This window comes from Mesorhizobium sp. M0296 (assembly GCF_040321675.1).
GTDB lineage: Bacteria > Pseudomonadota > Alphaproteobacteria > Rhizobiales > Rhizobiaceae > Mesorhizobium.
Map to the genome: position 1 here is coordinate 46,850 of NZ_JAMYRZ010000020.1, position 18,501 is coordinate 65,350.

General features: G+C 62.7%; 20 protein-coding genes. 10 read left to right on the plus strand and 10 right to left on the minus strand.

The genetic code is table 11. From position 1 onward, the window contains the following. Positions 1-300 precede the first annotated feature (300 nt). Entirely contained in the window at positions 301-696 is a 396-nt protein-coding gene (locus NKI97_RS19725; RefSeq protein WP_352836102.1) for a hypothetical protein, read from the plus strand. Between the two features lie 46 nt (positions 697-742). Here the strand turns inward: NKI97_RS19725 and NKI97_RS19730 are convergent, their stop codons facing one another. Continuing rightward, positions 743-1,453 carry a purine-nucleoside phosphorylase gene (locus NKI97_RS19730; protein ID WP_352836105.1) on the minus strand — a complete coding sequence of 237 codons (711 nt, stop codon included), beginning with the start codon at positions 1,451-1,453 and terminating at the stop codon, positions 743-745. Between the two features lie 84 nt (positions 1,454-1,537). Then, positions 1,538-4,111 carry a cell cycle histidine kinase CckA gene (cckA, locus tag NKI97_RS19735; protein WP_352540608.1) on the minus strand — a complete coding sequence of 858 codons (2,574 nt, stop codon included), beginning with the start codon at positions 4,109-4,111 and terminating at the stop codon, positions 1,538-1,540. 203 nt (positions 4,112-4,314) lie between these two features. Between cckA and NKI97_RS19740 the strand changes: the two genes are divergently transcribed. Continuing rightward, positions 4,315-5,067, plus strand: coding sequence for a hypothetical protein (locus NKI97_RS19740; RefSeq protein WP_352502494.1), 753 nt, complete (start codon positions 4,315-4,317; stop codon positions 5,065-5,067). Positions 5,068-5,150: 83 nt separating this feature from the next. Here NKI97_RS19740 and dksA read toward each other — a convergent pair whose 3' ends face one another. Then, entirely contained in the window at positions 5,151-5,567 is a 417-nt protein-coding gene (dksA, locus tag NKI97_RS19745) for an RNA polymerase-binding protein DksA (protein WP_023674847.1), read from the minus strand. Between the two features lie 260 nt (positions 5,568-5,827). Here dksA and NKI97_RS19750 point away from each other — a divergent pair, with 260 nt between their 5' ends. The 4 genes from NKI97_RS19750 (at position 5,828) to NKI97_RS19765 (ending at position 9,604) form a co-directional block, all read left to right on the plus strand. Next, positions 5,828-6,331, plus strand: a complete 504-nt coding sequence (locus NKI97_RS19750; protein WP_352448743.1) for a SixA phosphatase family protein — start codon at positions 5,828-5,830, stop codon at positions 6,329-6,331. A gap of 62 nt (positions 6,332-6,393) precedes the next feature. Continuing rightward, positions 6,394-7,872 carry a YcjX family GTP-binding protein gene (locus tag NKI97_RS19755; protein WP_352836109.1) on the plus strand — a complete coding sequence of 493 codons (1,479 nt, stop codon included), beginning with the start codon at positions 6,394-6,396 and terminating at the stop codon, positions 7,870-7,872. Continuing rightward, positions 7,869-8,963, plus strand: coding sequence for a YcjF family protein (locus NKI97_RS19760; RefSeq protein WP_352448741.1), 1,095 nt, complete (start codon positions 7,869-7,871; stop codon positions 8,961-8,963). Before NKI97_RS19755 ends, NKI97_RS19760 begins: the two co-directional genes overlap by 4 nt. 86 nt (positions 8,964-9,049) lie before the next feature. After that, positions 9,050-9,604 (plus strand): hypothetical protein, encoded by a 555-nt coding sequence (locus NKI97_RS19765; RefSeq protein WP_352448740.1) that lies wholly within the window; start codon positions 9,050-9,052, stop codon positions 9,602-9,604. A gap of 63 nt (positions 9,605-9,667) precedes the next feature. On the opposite strand, the gene NKI97_RS19770 is transcribed toward NKI97_RS19765, so the two are convergent. Continuing rightward, entirely contained in the window at positions 9,668-9,817 is a 150-nt protein-coding gene (locus tag NKI97_RS19770; RefSeq protein WP_352448739.1) for a hypothetical protein, read from the minus strand. A 132-nt stretch (positions 9,818-9,949) separates the two neighbouring features. Between NKI97_RS19770 and NKI97_RS19775 the strand changes: the two genes are divergently transcribed. Next, positions 9,950-11,785 carry a monovalent cation:proton antiporter-2 (CPA2) family protein gene (locus NKI97_RS19775; RefSeq protein ID WP_352448738.1) on the plus strand — a complete coding sequence of 612 codons (1,836 nt, stop codon included), beginning with the start codon at positions 9,950-9,952 and terminating at the stop codon, positions 11,783-11,785. 20 nt (positions 11,786-11,805) lie between these two features. Then, a complete protein-coding gene (locus NKI97_RS19780; protein WP_352448961.1) occupies positions 11,806-12,354 on the plus strand; it encodes a DUF924 family protein in 549 nt (182 codons plus the stop codon). A gap of 24 nt (positions 12,355-12,378) precedes the next feature. Here NKI97_RS19780 and folK read toward each other — a convergent pair whose 3' ends face one another. From folK to folP, 3 genes are read right to left on the minus strand one after another with little or no spacing between them, the layout of a single operon-like run. Next, positions 12,379-12,903, minus strand: a complete 525-nt coding sequence (gene folK, locus NKI97_RS19785; protein ID WP_352448737.1) for a 2-amino-4-hydroxy-6-hydroxymethyldihydropteridine diphosphokinase — start codon at positions 12,901-12,903, stop codon at positions 12,379-12,381. Further along, positions 12,887-13,246 (minus strand): dihydroneopterin aldolase, encoded by a 360-nt coding sequence (folB, locus tag NKI97_RS19790; RefSeq protein WP_023674838.1) that lies wholly within the window; start codon positions 13,244-13,246, stop codon positions 12,887-12,889. Before folB ends, folK begins: the two co-directional genes overlap by 17 nt. Positions 13,247-13,249: 3 nt before the next feature. Next, positions 13,250-14,095 (minus strand): dihydropteroate synthase, encoded by an 846-nt coding sequence (gene folP, locus NKI97_RS19795; protein ID WP_352448736.1) that lies wholly within the window; start codon positions 14,093-14,095, stop codon positions 13,250-13,252. Between the two features lie 96 nt (positions 14,096-14,191). On the opposite strand from folP, the gene NKI97_RS19800 reads away from it, so the two are divergent. Beyond that, positions 14,192-14,809 (plus strand): DUF922 domain-containing Zn-dependent protease, encoded by a 618-nt coding sequence (locus tag NKI97_RS19800; protein ID WP_352742606.1) that lies wholly within the window; start codon positions 14,192-14,194, stop codon positions 14,807-14,809. Positions 14,810-15,010: 201 nt separating this feature from the next. Beyond that, entirely contained in the window at positions 15,011-16,492 is a 1,482-nt protein-coding gene (locus NKI97_RS19805) for an MDR family MFS transporter (protein ID WP_352455682.1), read from the plus strand. 26 nt (positions 16,493-16,518) lie between these two features. Here the strand turns inward: NKI97_RS19805 and NKI97_RS19810 are convergent, their stop codons facing one another. The 3 genes from NKI97_RS19810 to NKI97_RS19820 form a co-directional block, all read right to left on the minus strand. After that, entirely contained in the window at positions 16,519-17,547 is a 1,029-nt protein-coding gene (locus tag NKI97_RS19810) for an NAD(P)/FAD-dependent oxidoreductase (protein WP_352448733.1), read from the minus strand. Between the two features lie 82 nt (positions 17,548-17,629). After that, positions 17,630-17,950 (minus strand): 2Fe-2S iron-sulfur cluster-binding protein, encoded by a 321-nt coding sequence (locus NKI97_RS19815; protein ID WP_023674833.1) that lies wholly within the window; start codon positions 17,948-17,950, stop codon positions 17,630-17,632. A 97-nt stretch (positions 17,951-18,047) separates the two neighbouring features. After that, positions 18,048-18,416 carry an Hpt domain-containing protein gene (locus NKI97_RS19820; protein ID WP_292660938.1) on the minus strand — a complete coding sequence of 123 codons (369 nt, stop codon included), beginning with the start codon at positions 18,414-18,416 and terminating at the stop codon, positions 18,048-18,050. Between the last annotated feature and the right edge of the window lie 85 nt (positions 18,417-18,501).

Below are 18,501 nucleotides of genomic sequence, written 5' to 3' on the forward strand. Positions count from 1 at the left end.
CTTTTAAACTCCCAAGCTGGTTAACTGCATCGGAACAGACCATGCAACGGCTGTGCCAATCACCGGCGAAAGATCGGAGGGTTTGAGATTTCCCAGCCCTGTCAGTCGGTTAATGTATTAGCCGCAGGAGATGAACCTCGCCTGCCAGGTTTGAAATGAGAAAAGATCACTCGTACCAGCCTAAGTTTTACTCATATACAGGCCAATGCCCGAATTTTGAGCAGCATCATATGAGCGCTGGCGAGGATTGCAGCGTCGCAGCGAAATGGGGCAAGTTCGAACCCTTAAACGAGCGACGCCATGGCCTTCCGAACGTCTTGCATTTTCATCACCATGCTTCTGCTGGCGACGACGACCGTAGCGCGCGCAGGCTTCAGCGACGGCAAGCTGCCGGACGGCTCATATCATTGCGAAGTCTATCTGCTAGGCATGTTCCTCAGCCTCGGCGACATCACCATCAACGGAAACGTCTATAGCGGTCCGGTTAGCTTCGGCACCGCGCCGCAGAGTTATGACTACCAGATGGATGCAGACGGGGTGATTACCTGGCTGGGTCCGCTGGGCGGCTACACCAGCGGTGGCAACTCGATCTCGCTTACGCAAGCGACGCTGGAAAGCGGAACCACCCCGTCCTTCGACATCATCATGAAGCAGCCAGACGGCGCCTTTACCGCCTCGACCTGCACGAAGCGTTGAAAAGTACGGAACCTGGCGAGCTTCCCTACTCCGAAGTAGAAGCCGCCTAGCTCTCCGCCGCCATGTCGAGCGCCAGCCGGGTCATATCGGTGAAAAGCCCCTGGCGTTCGGAATAGTCGGTCTGCTCGCCGGTTGCCACATTGTCGACGACGGTCAGGATGGACAGCGCCCGGGCGCCGAAATCGGCCGCAATGCGGTAGAGTGCGCTGGTTTCCATATCCACGGCGAGCGCCCCCTGTGCCTGTGCTTCGGCAAAGCGTTCGCGCCCCAGCGGATGATAAAAAATATCGCTGCAGATCGTCAGTCCGGCCCGATGGTCGATGCCGAGTTCCGCAGCGCGGGCCAACGCCTGGGCCAACAATGCAGGATCGGGGCCGGCATCGGCACGATAGAGCCCAAAAACCTGGCCGCTCTCCGAATTTTCGCCGCGCACCGATTGTGCGCTCACCAGGCTGCGCAGCGCCATCTCGGCGGTCAGGCCACCGCAGGTGCCGGTGCGGATCAACGTTTTCGCACCGTAGAAGTCCAGCAGCTCGTGCACGTAGACCAGGAATGACGGGACGCCGATGCCGGTGGACTGGACGCTGACAGGCTTGCCGCGAAACAACCCGGTAAAGCCGAGCGCGCCGCGGCGGCGGTTGACGCAGCGCGGCGCTTCCAGAAAGGTCTCCGCCATCCATTCAGCGCGCTGCGGGTCGCCCGGCAGCAGCACCGTGCTTGCGTAGTCGCCTTTGCTAGCCTCGTTGTGTGGCGTCACGGCATGCTTTCCAAAAACCCGTCGCCCGTTTCGCCTGTAATCATGGCAGTCTCACGACAATGCGCAAGCGGAGCGTTGGAAGGGTCAGGATTCCAGCATGTCCTTTACGATCGTGGCCAATTGCTTGAGCGAAAACGGCTTCGGCAAGAAGCCGAAATGCGCGTCGGCCGGCAAGTTCTTGGCGAACGCGTCTTCGGCATAGCCGGACACGAAGATAAACTTGATGTCGGGCTGCCGTTTGCGCAATTCGCCAAGCAGCGTCGGGCCATCCATTTCCGGCATCACCACGTCCGACACCACGACGTCGACCTTGCCGCCGAGCGCTTCGTAGACTTCAAGCGCCTCGACGCCCGACGACGCCTCGTGGACGGTGTAGCCGCGCGATTTCAGCGCCCGCATGCCGCCCATGCGCACGGCGTCCTCGTCTTCAACCAGCAGCACCGTGGCCGAGCCCGACAGATCCTTGGCTGAGTCGGTGATCTTGGCAGGGGCGGCCGGCACTTCTCCAGCCTCGCCCGCCTTCCTTGCCTCCGCAATGTGCCGCGGCAGGAAGATGCGGAACACCGATCCCTTGCCGACTTCGGAATCGCAGAAGATGAAGCCGCCTGTCTGCTTGATGATGCCATAGACCATGGACAGGCCGAGTCCGGTTCCCTTGCCAACCTCCTTTGTCGTGAAGAAGGGCTCGAAGATCTTTTTCAGCACATCAGGCGCGATGCCGCTGCCGCTGTCCTCGACCTCGACCAGCACATAGTCGGCCGGAGTAAGTTCGCGGTAGGAAAAGGTCTTGCACTCTCCGGCGCTGACGTTGCGGGTGCGCACCGTGAGGTCGCCGCCGGCCGGCATCGCATCGCGCGCATTGACCACCAGATTGACCACCACTTGCTCGAACTGCCCGATATCGACCCTGACCGGCCACAGGTCGCGGCCATGGTCGATCTTGAGCTTGATATCGTTGCCGACCAGCCGGGCAAGCAGCATTCTGAGATCGGCGAGCACGTCGGTCAGGTTGAGCACCTCCGGCCGCAGCGTCTGCTTGCGCGAGAAGGCCAGCAACTGCCGCACCAGCGAGGCCGCCCGGTTGGCATTCTGCTTGATGTTCATGATGTCCGGGAATGACGGATCGGACGGCCGGTGGTTGGTCAACAGCAGGTCCGAGGCCATGATGATGGCGGTCAGCACATTGTTGAAATCATGCGCGATGCCGCCGGCGAGTTGGCCGACCGCCTGCATCTTCTGGCTCTGCGCCATCTGGCCCTCGAGGGCCTTTTGCTCAGTAGTCTCCACGGCATAGACGATGGCCGATTCCTCGGCGCCCTCGCCACCGGTACCGTCTGCGACCGCGTTGACGTAGAAGCGTATGTGGCGCTCCTCATTGCCGGGCAGCACCGTATCGATCGGCTCGATGTCAGCCTGTTGCTGGCGTGCCTTTTCAAAGGCCGCGGCGAAAGCCGGCCGGTCGCGCTCGTGGATCACCGTATCCAGCCGCACACGCCGATCGACCGCGTCGCGGTCGACGACCGAGGAAAACAGCGACAGGAATGGCGCATTGGTGCGCAGGATGCGGCCGGCATGGTCGACGCCGGCTATCGCCATCGGCGTCGAGTTGAAGAACCGCGTGAAGCGTATTTCCGATGCGCGGAGGTCGGCCGAAGCGTCCTCGCCTTGCGTCCGGTTGAGCACGATGGTGCGAGTCGGGCCGTTGAGACCCTCTCGGCTGGCCGAGACACGATGCATGAAGCGCACCGGCAGCGCCTCGCCGGTCATCGTCGTCAGATCGAGGTCGATAACGGCATTGCGCGTGGTACCAGCGTCGGCCTTGACCGAACGGACCAGCGCCATGCCGTCCCCGGCGACGATCTCCGGCAGCGTGATGGCGCCGGGAGTGAAGCTGGCCAGGTCGATGCCCAGCCACTCCGCAAGAGTCGCGTTGATATAGGTCACGCGGCCTTCCTGGTCGGCCGAAAAGAAACCGGCCGGCGCATGGTCGAGGTGATCGATCGCCTTTTGGAGGTCGAGAAAGAACCGCTCCTGCTCGGCCCGTTCCCGCGAGATATCGGCAAGCTGCCAGGCAAGCATGGGCAGCCGCTGGCCGGGAACGCTGAAGGCGCGGGCCCGAACGCGGTACCAGCGCGCGCCCGGTTCGGCGCCTGGCCGAATGGACTGCGCGAGCCGAAACTCGCCGTCGCCCGGCTGGCCGTCCCGCAGGCCTGACGCCAGCCGGTATATGGTCACCGAGGCCTCGGGAACGTCTGAAAGCAAACCTTCGACGGTCTTGAGGTCGGCGGCCGACTCGGCACCCGTCATATCGGCATAGGTCCGGTTGGCGTAGATGATACGGCCTTTGGTGTCGGTGACCAGGAGACCTTGCGACATCGAATCGACGAAAGCTTTCGACAGTTCGTCGCTTGTCGAGCGCGGCGTGATGTGCACGAAGCCGATCGCAGTGGCGAATAGAAAGCCGACGCCGATCATCGCCAGCACGCCAAGCATGCCAAGCAGGAATGGATCGCCAAGGCGCTCGCGGAAAAGGCCGAAGACGATCGCTGCCCCAGTCAGGACGACGATGAAGACGATGAGCCGGGTGACCGCTCCCGGTCGCGTGTTCTGGTCGACGATAGGTACCGGATAGAAATCGCCGCGCGCTTCCTTGGCCATGTGCCCCCTGCTCGTGAATTCCGGTGTCGGTTGAATCATATTCTCAGGGTTGGGAAAAGGCCCGGCTGCAGATGTCCGCTAAAAATGACGCCGTTCGGCTCCCGGCGTTTCAAGCTGTTCACGAAGCGTGAAAGGCAACTTGCGGTGGCCTGCCGCAACAGTCTAGTGTCGCTTCTCTTCGAAAGCTGATTTTGGGGGAACCAATGCTGCAATGGCTGGATGGCGTGGCGGGTCCTGGTTATGCCGCAGCAATCCTATGGACGTTTGCAGTACTTGTCCTTCTGCTCATCATTCTTCTTATCATCAGGCTGATCCGCAGCCTGACGTTCGGGACATTCGTCGCCGGCGGCAGGAACCGCAAGACGCGGCTGGCTGTCATGGATGCCACAGCGGTCGACAGTCACCGGCGGCTGGTGCTGGTGCGCCGTGACGATATCGAGCACCTGCTCTTGATCGGTGGTCCGACCGACGTCGTCGTCGAGCGCGACATCAGGCTCTCGGCGTTGCGGCGCCCGGCATTGACCGGAGACAACGGCCACCAGCCGGCAGCAAGGTCTGCTTCGACCACAGCCGCGCCGGTGAGGCAAGCGCCACCGCAGCCGGCAAGCGTAACCGCGACCCCTGTCCGAGCCCGCCAGACGGCGACGATGCCGGCAACAATGCCGGCGCCGGCGCCGAAACCGGCATCGAACGTCACGCCGTTGCCAAGTTATGGATCCGTCAACGCCAGTGCCTCGCGGCATGCGCAGCCGCCGGCAAGACAGGACTCCCCGGCAAGATACGAGCCGCCGGCACAGCACGAGTCGATTGACGATGCGCTGATGAAGGAGCTGGAGGTTTCCCTCGACGAGCCACGCTTCAGCCAAACGCCGAGCAAGCCGGTGGCGAAGGCATCACCCTCTCTCGACGACGAGATGACGAAGCTCCTCGGCGAGTTGTCCAATCAGAAAAGATAGGCCGATAGCGAACGGCCAATGAAAATGGCCGGAAAACCGGCCATTGTGAACGCTTTACCGATGCCGCTGTTTTTCCCGGCGATTCAGTCGTCGCGGTAGACCTTCTCGCGCCGCTCATGGCGCTCCTGTGCCTCGATCGACAAGGTGGCGATCGGGCGCGCGTCGAGCCGCTTCAGCGCGATCGGCTCGCCCGTCTCCTCGCAATAACCGTAAGTGCCTTCGTCAAGGCGCTGGAGGGCCGAATCGATCTTGGAGATGAGTTTTCGCTGGCGATCGCGGGCGCGAAGTTCGATGGCGCGGTCGGTTTCTGAGGAGGCGCGATCGGCGAGGTCGGGGTGGTTGGCGTTTTCCTGCTGCAGGATTTCGAGAGTTTCGCGCGCTTCGCGCAAGATGTCGTTCTTCCAGGTGACGAGCTTCATGCGAAAGTAGGATTTCTGCCGCTCGTTCATGAACGGCTCGTCTTCGGAGGGTACGTAATCGGCGGTAACGATGTCGTTCATTCGACTCACCCAACAAACCCCAAATTTGGCGCCTATATATTCGCGGACCGAAAGCTGCACAAGGTCAATCGACAACAGTTTCACGCAATTGTTAGTCTCGGACAAACCAGCATCGGCGATGCCCTTTTTGCGAAGAATACGACCGAATCCGTACATGATTCGCTATGCTTGAGGGGTGCTTGCCATTGCGCACGGAGCTCTTCTGATGGCAAATCCTGCGGCGTGCTGACGGGTTCGGTGCCCGGCACAACGGGGACCCGGTGATCAGACTTTACCTCCTGAGGCATGCGAAGGCCGGCTGGGCGCTGCCTGGCGTGGCTGACTTCGACCGCCCGCTCGATCCATCCGGCTTCGCCGATGCCGAAGCGATGGGCGTGCTGATGCGTTCGCGCAAATATGCACCGGCCCTCACCCTTTGCTCAAGCGCCAGGCGCGCCCGCCAGACGCTGGAAAGCTTGGCTGGCCATACGGACACGGGCCGGGTGCTGTTCTGTGACACCCTCTACAGCGACGATGCCGCCGCATACCTCACTGCCATCCGGCAGAATGGCGGGCTGGATGCCTTGCTCGTCATCGGCCACAATCCGATGATTGAGGATCTCGCCATGGCGCTCTCAGGCGACGGCGACGAGACCGCGCGGGCCATGCTGAACCACGGCTTCCCGACCTCCGCACTTGCGGTGGTCCGGTTCAACGGCAGACTTGCCGAGGCTGCGCCAGGCACCGGCTATCTCGAAGCCTTCCTGACGCCTGCCGATATCTGAGGCCATTTCAAAGCCGCGCATCAAAGCCTATATCGGATCCTGACCGGCCCGCGAGAACAGATTTGGCATCATCGCTGACGACTTTTACCGACGAGGCGAAGATTGCCTTGGATACGTTGTCAGGCCGCGCTGCCGGGCTTTTCGCTCCGTCACTGCGTCTTGGCGTGACCGGGCTGTCTCGCGCCGGCAAGACGGTGTTCATCTCGGCCCTTGTGCACAATCTGGTCCATGGCGGACGCTTGCCGCTGTTTGAGGCACAAAAATCGGGGCGCATCGCCCGCGCTTTTCTCGAAGAGCAGCCGGACGACGCCGTACCACGCTTCCAGTACGAGGATCACATCGCGGCTCTTGTCGACGACCGCGTCTGGCCGGATTCGACGCGTGCGATTTCCGAACTGAGGCTGACTATCGAATACGAATCGGCCTCTGGCTGGAGCCGCATGTTTTCCGCCGGCAAATTGTCGGTCGACATCGTCGATTATCCCGGCGAATGGCTGCTCGACCTGCCGCTGCTCGGCAAGTCCTACGCCGATTTTTCGCGTGAGGCCTTCGAGATGGCCGTGTTGCCGGTGCGTGTCGATCTTTCGCGGGAATGGCAGGCGCTCTCCGCCTCCGTCGACCCCAACGCCGACGCCGACGAGATGACGGCGCGCCGTCTCGCCGAGAGCTTCGCCGCCTATCTCAAGGCCTGCAAACTTGACGAGCGGGCGCTTTCGACCCTGCCGCCCGGCCGCTTCCTGATGCCCGGCGATCTTGAAGGCTCGCCCGCTCTCACCTTCGCGCCGCTGCCGAATCTGGGCGGCCGGCGCGCCCGCTCGGGATCGCTGCAGGCTATGATGGAGCGGCGCTACGAGGCTTACAAGACGCATGTCGTCAAGCCGTTCTTTCGCGAACACATCACGCGTCTCGACCGCCAGATCGTGCTCATCGACGCATTGCAGGCATTGAATGCCGGCCCCGGTGCGATGGCCGATCTGGAGCGCGCGGTCACCGAAATCCTGTCCTGTTTCCGGCCCGGCCGGGGCAACTTCCTGACCGACCTGTTTTCGAGGCGTATCGACCGCATATTGGTGGCCGCGACCAAGGCCGACCATCTGCACCACGAAAGCCACGACCGGCTGCAGGCGATCGTGCGGCGGCTAGCCGACCGAGCCGTGGCGCGGGCGAATTTCACCGGCGCCGACGTCGACGTCGTCGCTATGGCTGCCATGCGCGCGACCCGGGAAGGCACGGTCAAGCAGGGCCGCGAGACTTTGCCGGTCATTATCGGCACGCCATTGCGCGGCGAAAAAATCGATGGCAAAACCTTTGACGGAAAGACCGAAACAGCCATATTTCCCGGTGACTTGCCGGAGAAAGTTGATGCGGTGTTCGACGTTTCCGAATCGACCCGCCCGCAGAACAATGACGACCCCGCGATCCGCTTCGTGCGCTTTCGCCCGCCGAAACTCGAGCGCACCGCCGAGCGTGTGACGCTGTCGCTGCCGCATATCAGGCTCGACCTCGCGCTGCAGTTCCTGATCGGAGATCATCTCGCATGAGTGCGCCCCGCAGACCGGCGGCCTTTCGCATAGAGCCGGAGCCCCAGCAGAAGGAAGATTCGACGGCTCACCATGCTGCGTCCGAGGCCGCGCCGGCGCGAAAGCCGCGTACCGTGACGGCGGATCTTGCCGTGGTCACACCGGCGGAGATCGACGTCTTCGACGAGCCTGATATCGTCGCTGCCGAACCGCCGCCGGCGATTGCGCCGCGAAAACGTTCGCCGCTTGGCAGCCTGTTCTTCGGCGCGCTGGGCGTTCTGGTTTCGCTCGCCGTCGGCCTCTGGACCGACCAGCTGATTCGCGACCTGTTCGAGCGCGCCGAGTGGCTGGGCTGGCTGGCTGCCGCTATGGCCGCGATCGCCATCCTGGCGCTTCTGATCATCCTCGTGCGCGAATTCATGGCGATTGCCCGCCTTGCCGAGGTCGAAAAGTTGCAGAAGCGGGCGCTCGATGCGATTGCCCGTGACGATCCGAAGGCCGCCCGCGCCGTGGTCGACGAGTTGTCGGTCTTTGTCTCGGCCAAGCCTGAAACCGCGGCAGGCAGGCGCTCGCTGGCCGAATTGCGCGGCGAGATCATTGACGGCGGCAATCTGGTGCGGCTGGCCGAGACCGAGATACTCGGCCCGCTCGATGCCCGCGCCAGGGTGATGATCCTCGAAGCGGCGAAGCGCGTCTCCCTGGTGACCGCGGTCAGCCCCCGCGCGCTGGTCGACGTCGCTTATGTCGTGTTCGAAGCCGGCCGGTTGATTCGCCGGCTGTCGGAGCTTTATGGCGGCCGCCCCGGCACGCTTGGCTTTTTTCGCCTGGCGCGCAGCGTTCTGGCCCATCTCGCGGTCACCGGGTCGATCGCCGTCGGCGACAGTTTCGTCCAGCAGATCGTCGGCCACGGCCTTGCCGCCCGGCTCTCGGCCAAGCTCGGCGAAGGCGTCGTCAACGGCATGATGACTGCGCGCATCGGCATTGCAGCGATGGAAACCGCAAGGCCCCTGCCCTTTTACGCAGTCAGGCGGCCCGGATTGGGCGATTTCCTCTCCGCGCTGACCTCCTTTGCAGCAAAGAAAGAAAAAGAAACGTCCGCTTCCGGAACGTGACTATTGCCTTGGGGTGACAAAGCATTAACCAATCTTGTCCATGGTCGGAAGCGTCCAACCAGTCTCTTTGTTGCCGGGTGTCGTCGATGAAAAGCGTTATTCTGTCCAGCGGGCTGCCCGTGGCGCTCGCGCTTGTCGCAACCGTCGGCATTGCCGGAAAGACCTCGGCGGCGGAACCGGACAAGCAGTTCTTTCGGTCGGTCGAAGGCAAATGGGTCGGCCCCGGGGAAATCGTTGCCGGCAAATACAAGGGCACGAAATTCACCTGCAGCTTCATCGGCTCGACGCCTGACGGCAAGGTCGGCATGTCGCTCGACGGCGGCTGCCGGGTAGGCATGTTCACCCAGCAGATGTCGGCAACGATCGAACACAAGGGCCGGCAGGGCTACAAGGGCAGCTTTATGGGCGGGGCCGCCGGCTCCGGCCTCGACATTATCGGCGGCAATGTCGTCGATGCGCACAAGGTGGTTTTCACCATCAATCGCAATCAGTTGCGCGGCGTTATGCAGGCGCTTGTCCCCGACGACAATTCGATGACGGTGACCGTTGCCGTGCGCGTCGACCAGCAGCTGGTCCCGGTCATCGGCATGAAGTTGAAGCGGGTCGATGCAGTCGAGGTCGGCTCCATAACTCCGAACTGAGCTTTCGGCGTGAAAAAGGCGGCAACCAAACGGCGCCGCCCTCTTTGATATGCAAATGGGTGCTCAACCCTTGATCGCGGCAATCACTTCGTCATAGGCCTTGCAGGCCTCGGCTGCTGTCGTGCCGCCCTGGTACTTGGTTGTGACCGCCTGGACCTTGGCCCCGAGGTCGGCTGCCTTGGCCGGACCCTTGGTAATCGCAACCTGAAGCAACGCCCGGGAGCCCATTATCCTGTGCAGTGCGCCTGCAATATCGCCTTCACAACGCGCCGGATTCGCACTGTTCGATCCGCTCCGAAGCCCCTATCTTGGCCGCTTGACTCCCAGGAGAGCGGAACGGCAGGCATGGCGGCAGAGGCATCGAACGGCGATCTGATCCAGGTGGTGGCGCTGCTCGCCGCCGGCGTCGTTGCGGTGCCGATCTTCAGGCGCATCGGACTTGGCTCCATCCTCGGCTATTTGACGGCCGGCGTCGTGATCGGTCCGTTCGGGCTGCGCATCTTTTCCGAATCGGAAGCCATTCTTCATGTCGCCGAACTCGGCGTCGTCATGTTCCTGTTCATCATCGGGCTGGAGATGCAGCCGTCACGGCTATGGGGCATGCGCCGCGAGATTTTCGGGCTTGGCGCGCTGCAGGTCGGCGTCTGCGCGGTCCTGCTGACCGCCGTCGGGCTGGCGGGAGGTTTTCCTATCGCGCAATCCTTCGTCGCCGGCGCCGGTTTCGTGCTCACCTCGACGGCAATCGTCATGCAATTGCTGGAAGAACGCGGCGAACTGGCCACGCCCAAGGGCCAGCGCATCGTCTCGGTCCTGCTCTTGGAAGACTTGGCCATCGTGCCATTGCTGGCGCTGATCGCCTTCCTCGCGCCGGGCGGCGCCGATATGAGCCTGTCGGATCGGTTGACGGAGGTCGGCATCGGCCTTGCCGCGATCGTCGGGCTGGTGCTTGCAGGACGCTATCTGCTCAATCCGTTCTTCCGTATTCTGGCGGATGCGCGCGCCCGTGAGGTGATGACCGCAGCCGCCCTTCTGGTCGTGCTCGGGTCGGCGCTCGCCATGCAGCTTTCCGGCCTGTCGATGGCGATGGGCGCCTTCCTGGCCGGCGTGCTTTTGTCGGAATCGACCTTCCGCCACCAGCTGGAGGCCGACATCGAACCATTCCGCGGCATTCTGCTCGGACTGTTCTTCCTCGCCGTCGGCATGTCGCTCGACCTGCATGTGGTCGTCGTCAACTGGCAGCTCATTGCCATCTATGTCGTCGCCTACATGATGATGAAGGCGATCGGCATCTATATCGTCGCCCGCATTCTCAAAACCGGCCACCGGGAAGCACTCGAGCGCGCGGTCTTCATGGCGCAAGGCGGCGAATTCGCCTTCGTCCTCTATTCCGCAGCGGCGGCTGTCGGTATCATCGATAGCCAGGCCAATGCGATGCTGACCGCCATCGTCATCATTTCCATGGTGCTGACGCCCTTAGCGATCATAGCATTGCGGTATCTGACGCCACGCGACGAGCAGTCGCTTGAAGGCGTCGATGTCGCCGAAGGCCTGACCGGCAGCGTGCTGATCATCGGCTTTGGCCGGTTCGGCCAGATCGCCAGCCAGCCGCTTTTGTTGCGCGGCATCGACGTCTCGATCATCGACAATGAGGTCGAGATGATCCAGGCGGCGGCCGATTTCGGCTTCAAGGTCTATTACGGCGACGGCACGCGGCTGGACATCCTGCGTGCCGCGGGAGCCGGGCGCGCACGCGCCGTGCTGATCTGCGTTGACAAGCCCGATGCCGCCGTGCGCATCGCCGAGCTCATCAAGGCGGAGTTTCCGTTGCTGACGGTGCTGGCGCGGGCTTTCGACCGCGGCACGGCGTTGCAGCTCATTCGTGCCGGCGTCGACTATCAGCTCCGCGAGACGTTCGAATCGGCGCTTGTCTTCGGCGGCTCGACACTGGAAGCTCTCGGCGTCGATCCGGAAGAGGTCGCCGAGGTAGTCGAGGACGTCCGCCGCCGCGATGCTGCCCGTTTCGAACTTCAACAGGCAGAAGGCATCCGCGCCGGGCGGCGCTTCCTCAAAGGCAATATCGGCACCCCCATCCCGACGCCGCTCAGCACGCCACGGCGCGTGGGCCAGGCGCTCAACGAGGAGACCGCCGGCGTGCTGCAGAAATCCGAACCGGCCGATTAAACGTTGGAAAGACGCGAATGATGAACGAACTGGACGAGCGCGCTGTCTCGATCACCAGATTCTGGCGCGACGCCGGGGAGGACGCGTGGTTCGAGAAGAACGACGCCTTTGATGCCGACTTCCGCACCCGGTTTCTCGATCTGCACTTTGCCGCCGCCCGCCGCGAATGCGACGGCTGGTCCGAACACGCCGAAGGGTCGCTGGCACTGATGATCCTGCTCGACCAGTTTCCGCGAAACTGCTTTCGCGCCACCGGCCACATGTACGCCACGGACCCGCTGGCGCGGCATTTCGCCGGGAAAGCGATCGCTGCCGGCCATGACCTGGCACTCGACGAAGAGCTCCGCGTTTTTCTCTATCTGCCCTATGAGCATTCGGAGGACCTCGCCGATCAGCTCAAATCGGTAGAGCTTACCGCCGCCAAAGCCCCGATCTATCTGAAATATGCGATCGAGCATCGCGACATCATCCAGCGCTTCGGCCGCTTTCCGCATCGAAACAGGATGCTTGGCCGCGAGACGACACCGGACGAACAAATGTTCCTCGACGGAGGTGGGTTCTCCGGCTGATTTCAGGCACCGATGGCGGCAGCGTCAGGTTTTCCACCAATCCCGGCCTGACGGCAGCCGTTCAATGCCCGATGTGTCGACGGCGGCCAGCCGCTCCGATACGCTCTTGCCGTCGACCACAAGCTCCGGCGCAATTTCTGCCAGCGGCGCCAGCACGAAGGCGCGCTCCAGCATGCGCGGATGCGGCACCTCCAGTCCGGTCTCGTGGATGATGCGGTCGCCGAACACCAGAATGTCGATATCGATCAGGCGTGGACCCCAGCGCTCCTCGCGCACCCGCTTCAGTTTTCGCTCGGCGTCGAGGCAAAGGTCGAGCAAAGCCCGTGGCGCGAGCGCGGTCGAGATTTCGGCCGCAGCATTGAGGAAATCCGGCTGATCGAGCTTGCCCCAGGGCGGCGTGCGGTAGAGCGACGAAACGGCAACGACGCGCGTTCTCTCGTTGGCATCCAGAATGCCCAGTGCCGCAGCCATCGACGTCGCCGGATCACCGAGATTGCCGCCAAGGCTGAGATAGACGGTGTTGTTGTTGTTACTATTCTGGCCAGACAACGGTCACCTCGACATGATCGAGCACACCCGGCACCGGGGCGTTCGGCTTGCGCACGGTGATCTCGGCCTTTTTGATCTGCGGAAACCGCGCCGTCAGCGCCCTCGCCACTTCGAGCGCCAGCGCTTCGATCAGAAAGCGCCGTTCGCCGGTAATGATCTTCTCGATGACCGCAAAGGCGATGCCGTAATTGACGGTGTCCTCGATGGAATCCTCGACCAGCGCCCGCCCGGGATCCACCGTGAGTGCCGCATCGACATAAAAGCGCTGGCCGAGCGTCTCTTCTTCGTCCAGCACACCGTGCCGGGCAAAGAAGGCGCAGTTCTTCATGCGGATGACATACATGGCTCAGCTTTCCCCGATCTCACGTGCCAGCATAGCATCGGCGATGGCCAGCGCATCCACGTTGATTGCGACATCGTGGACGCGAAAGAGATGCGCGCCTTTGAGCCTCAGGATGACGCTGGTGGCCGCGGTCCCGGCGCCTCTTGCGGCTGCGTCGCGGCCGGTGACTGTGCCGATAAAGCGCTTTCGCGATGTGCCGGCCATCAGTGGAAAACCCAGCGCATGAAGTTCGGAAAACCGTGCCATCAGGTCAAGATTTTCCGCGGCCGTCTCCTTGGCGAAGCCGAAGCCCGGATCGAGCACGATATGATCGTCGGCAACACCGCTCCGCCGCGCGATTTCCAGCGACTTCCTGAGGAAGAAGAGCTGATCGGCAATCACGTCGGGCAGTTTCTGCCGGTCCCGTCCCGTGTGCATGACGACAAGGCCAGCGCCGGTTTCGGCCGCGACGCGGGCAATGCCCGGTTCGCGCTGCAGGCCCCAGACGTCATTGACGATATGCGCGCCGGCTTGGACGGCAAGCCGGGCCGTATCCTCGCGATAGGTATCGACCGAGATCAGCGTTCCGCCAGACGTCGCGAGCGCCTCGATGACCGGCAATATGCGAGCCTGCTCTTCCTTTGCGGAGACCGCAGACGCCCCGGGACGTGTCGATTCTCCGCCGATGTCGATGACGGAGGCCCCCTCCTCGACCATGCGGCGCGCCTGGGCCACTGCTTTTTCCGGCGCATCGAACAGGCCGCCGTCGGAAAAACTGTCCGGCGTGATGTTGAGGATGCCGACGATCACGGCCTTGCCGTCAAGGTCGAGATGGCGTCCGTGCGCCAACTGCCATCGCCCTGTCATCATTGCCCATCAACCATGTTCGATCCCGCGGCGTGGCGGGGGATCAATTCCGTTGCGCCGAGGACGGCGGTAAAGCAAGGTGGGGAAAGAGGCAACACGATGAAACGATCCCTCCTTTGCGCCCTGATGCTCGCTCTGACCGCATTCCCGGCCGGCGCTGCAACTCTCGTCAAGACATATAGTTATTTCCCGATCGGCGGCAGGACGCTCGACGACATCGAGACCCAGCTGTCGAAACTCGGGCCTCAGGTGAAAAGCACCGGGTCGCGGCATCCGGGAGCTACCCAGATGGCGTTCACCACCCGCGTCAGCTATGCGCAAAAGCCGGGCTCGTGCTGGATTGCCGACGCTGTCGTCACCGTCAAGGTCAAGGTCATCCTTCCTGAGTGGCGCCGCCCGCGCAAAGCCGATGCCGGCGTCAGGCTGTTCTGGGATACGTTGTCCGCCGACATCAAGCGCCATGAGGAACGCCACGTCGAGATTGCCAAGAACCACGGCCGCGAACTAGAAGACGCCTTGAAGGCGAGCTACCCGGAAAAGACCTGCGAACTGGCAAAGGCCCAAGCCGCAAAAATCACTGCGGCCATGCTTGCCAAACACGACCAGGACCAGATGCGCTTCGATCGCGTCGAAAGCGCCAATTTCCAAAGCCGCATCCTGCGGCTTTTGCACTATCGCATCGAGCGCATTGAGAACGGCCGGCTCGCTCCCGGCTGAACTCCGCGTCGTCGGACAAAGCCAATTTTGCCGAAACATAGTGCCAGCTTCGGAAAACTTTCGAGCCGCTGTCGAAATCGGCCTATAGCGAACGACATATGCCAGGTTCGCAGGGATCAGCCTCCGGCAAACGCCAATCGGCGTACTAGATGCTTCCCAGCCCGTCGCGGACGTGCACGCAGGCATAATGGATGAACGGATATGGACCAGGCTGTCGACAAGCAAACGATGGTGGAAACCAGCGCGCCGCTGACCGAAACCGAGAAAAACGCCATCATCGGCGGCGTGCTTTTGTCGATGCTGCTGGCGGCGCTCGACCAGACCATCGTCGCGCCGGCGATGCCGACGATGGCACGTCTGCTCGGGCATGCCGAATATCTGCCATGGATCGTGACCGGCTATCTTCTGACCGCGACCGCCGTGGCGCCGCTCTACGGCAAGATCTCCGATATTTATGGTCGCCGGCCGACCGTCTATGCTGCAATCCTGATCTTTCTCGCCGGTTCGCTGGTCAGCGCCACGGCCCCCAACATGCTGGTCCTGGTTGTCGGCCGGGCGATCCAGGGCGCCGGCGGCGGTGGTCTGTTCGCCCTGACGCAGACCGTGATCGGCGACCTCGTGCCGCCGCGCGAGCGGGCCCGATACGCCGCCTGGATCTCGGGCACATGGGCCGTCGCCAGCATCGCCGGGCCGCTGCTCGGCGGCACCTTCGCCGAACATCTGCATTGGTCGCTGATCTTCTGGATCAACATTCCGCTGGGCCTGCTAGCCATGGCGATCATCAACAACCCGCTCAAGAAGCTGCCGATCGCCGCAAAACATCACCGCATCGACGGCCTCGGCGCGCTGCTTCTGGTCGCGGCCACCTCGCTGCTGCTGCTTGCCTTGAACTGGGGCGGCAGCGAGTATCCGTGGCTGTCGCCTGAAATCCTTGGACTGCTCGCCTGCTCGGCGGTGTTCTGGAGCGCGTTCGCGCTGCGACTCATGCGCGCGGCCGAACCGCTGATCTCGCTCGAAGTGCTCGGCAATCCGATCGTTCTCGCCGGCACATTGTCGATGTTCCTGCTGCAGGCCGCCAATGTCGGCTTGTCGGTCTATCTGCCGGTCTACCTGCAGTCGGTCGTCGGCCTGTCAGTCAGTCAATCGGGCACCGCGTTGCTTGGGCTGATGCTCGGCACGGTGGCCGGTGCGACCTTCAGCGCGCGAATGATCCCGCGCTTTTTTCACTATAAACGCATTGCCATGATCGGAACTGTTTTCTCGATCCTGTGCCTCGGCGTGCTCAGCCTGGTCGCCGGGCATGCCTCACTGTTGCTCGTCGAGGTGTTGACGACCTGCGTAGGCCTGGGCACAGGCACGACCTTTCCGGTTGCCACCGTCTCGGTCCAGAACGCCGTCGATCGTATGCACCTTGGCGTGGCGACCGGCGTTCTCACCTTCCTGCGCTCGCTGGGCAGCGCGCTTGGCGTCGCTATGCTCGGTGCCGTCGCCCTTGGTTACGGGCTGCCGCTGGCCAGCGAAGGCACGCAGCCGGCCGGCCATATCGCCTCGGCCATGCCGTTCGTGATGATCTTTCTTGCCGCGGCCGCGATCTTGCTGTTGTCGCTCATCACGCTCTGGCTGATGCCGGAGAAAACGCTTCGCGGCCATGCCGAGGCTGTGGCCCCAACCCTGGCCGAATAGACCTGTCCGGCGAAATCCGGCGAGCTTCAGTCGACCACGCCGAGCTTCTTGTGCAGGCTGGTCGACGAGGTCGTATACTGGAATACGATGCGCTCGCCGGGGCTGATGATGCGCTTGGCTGCCTGCGCCATCAAGGCGACCTCGTGGAAGCCCGACAGGATCAGCTTCAGCTTGCCGGGGTACCAGTTGATGTCGCCGACGGCGAAGATGCCGGGAACCGACGTCTGGAATTTTTCGGTGTCGACCGGGATCAGGTTCTCGTGGAGGTTGAGCCCCCATTCGGCGATTGGGCCGAGCTTCATCGTCAGGCCGAAGAACGGCAGCATCCGCGTGCACGGCACTTCGACATCGCCCTCCGGCCCCTTGATCGTGGCCGAGACTAGCTGGCCGTCGCTGCCGGTCAGGCCAGTCACCTGTCCAACCTGGAATTCCAGCTGCTTCATCTCCTGCATGGCATACATCTTGTTGACACTGTCGGGCGCTGCGCGGAATTCGGGCCGCCGGTGCACCAGCGTCACGCTCTTGGCGACCGGCTGCAGGTTCAGCGTCCAATCGAGCGCCGAATCGCCGCCGCCGACGATGACGAGGTCATGGCCGCGAAAGTCCTCCATCCGGCGCACCGAGTAGAACACGCTCTTGCCTTCATAGGGTTCGATGCCTGGAATCGGCGGCCGCTTCGGCTGGAACGAACCGCCGCCGGCGGCAATCACCACAATTTTGGTTTCGAACACCTCGTTTTCGTCGGTAATGACGCGGAAGCTGCCGTCGTCCAGCCTTTCCAGGCTCGAAACCATGCGGCTATAGGTGAATTCGGGCTTGAACGGCGCGATCTGCTCAAGCAGCTTGTCGACCAGGCCTTGCGCCGAGATCGAGGGCCAAGCCGGAATGTCGTAGATCGGCTTTTCCGGGTAGAGTTCGGCGCATTGCCCGCCGGGCCGGTCGAGTATGTCGATCAGATGGCACTTCATGTCGAAGAGGCCGAGCTCGAATACGGCAAACAGGCCGATAGGCCCTGCCCCGACAATGAGTACGTCCGTCTTGGTGATAGCGGTCATGAAGCATGCGCCTTTATGGGAAAACGGCGCGACACTGCATGACCATTGGTCCGCTGCCAAGCGGCAGCCGCAAAAATCGGCTTCAGCCCTGGCGGGCCGGCACACGCACGACCAGCCCGTCGAGGGCGTCGCGCACCTTGATCTGGCATGACAGCCGCGAGTTCGGCTGGACCTCGTAGGCGAAATCCAGCATGTCCTCTTCCATGGCTTCCGGCTCGCCGACCTCCGCCGTCCAGGCTTCGTCGACATAAACATGGCAGGTCGCGCAGGCGCAGGCGCCGCCGCATTCCGCTTCTATTCCCGGCACCGCATTGCGGATCGCATTTTCCATGACGGTCGAGCCGTTTTCGGCATCCACGTCAAAATGCGTGCCGTCATGGGCGATGAAGGTCAGCTTGGTCATTTGTCACCTGAAGGGAGTCTGAGCCGACATAATCACTCTGCCGGACAAGTCAACTGCGGCGCCAAAGCGCCGCTGTGTGGCGTTTTGGGAATAAGCGCTACCGGCTGATGGCGGCGACGAAGTCGCGCACTTCTTCGATCAGCGAGCCAAGCCGCTTCAGCGTGCTGGCGTCTTCGGGCCGGCATTCGATCGCGCTGGCGCAATCGGCAATGGCGAAGGCGCCGACCCCGCGCGCCGAGCCTTTGAGCCCGTGTGCCAATAGCAGCCGCTGCCTGACATCCGCATCGACGATCTTGTCGCGCACCGACAGCGCCTGCTGCACGAACAGAGCCAGCACCTCCTGCTCGAGGCTCCGATCGCCCATCGTCTGGCGCGCAAGATGCGCCAGGTCGATCGGCCGCGCCCCGGCTGTCCCCGACACGTCGCCGCCGGGCATCGAGAAGGCAATGCCGTTTTCGCCACGTATCACTTTGAGACTCCGTTCTTCGACCGCCGCAAAAACTAGGCGTATCCGGTGGACAACGGGTTAATGATTGGCCCGGAAAAATGTC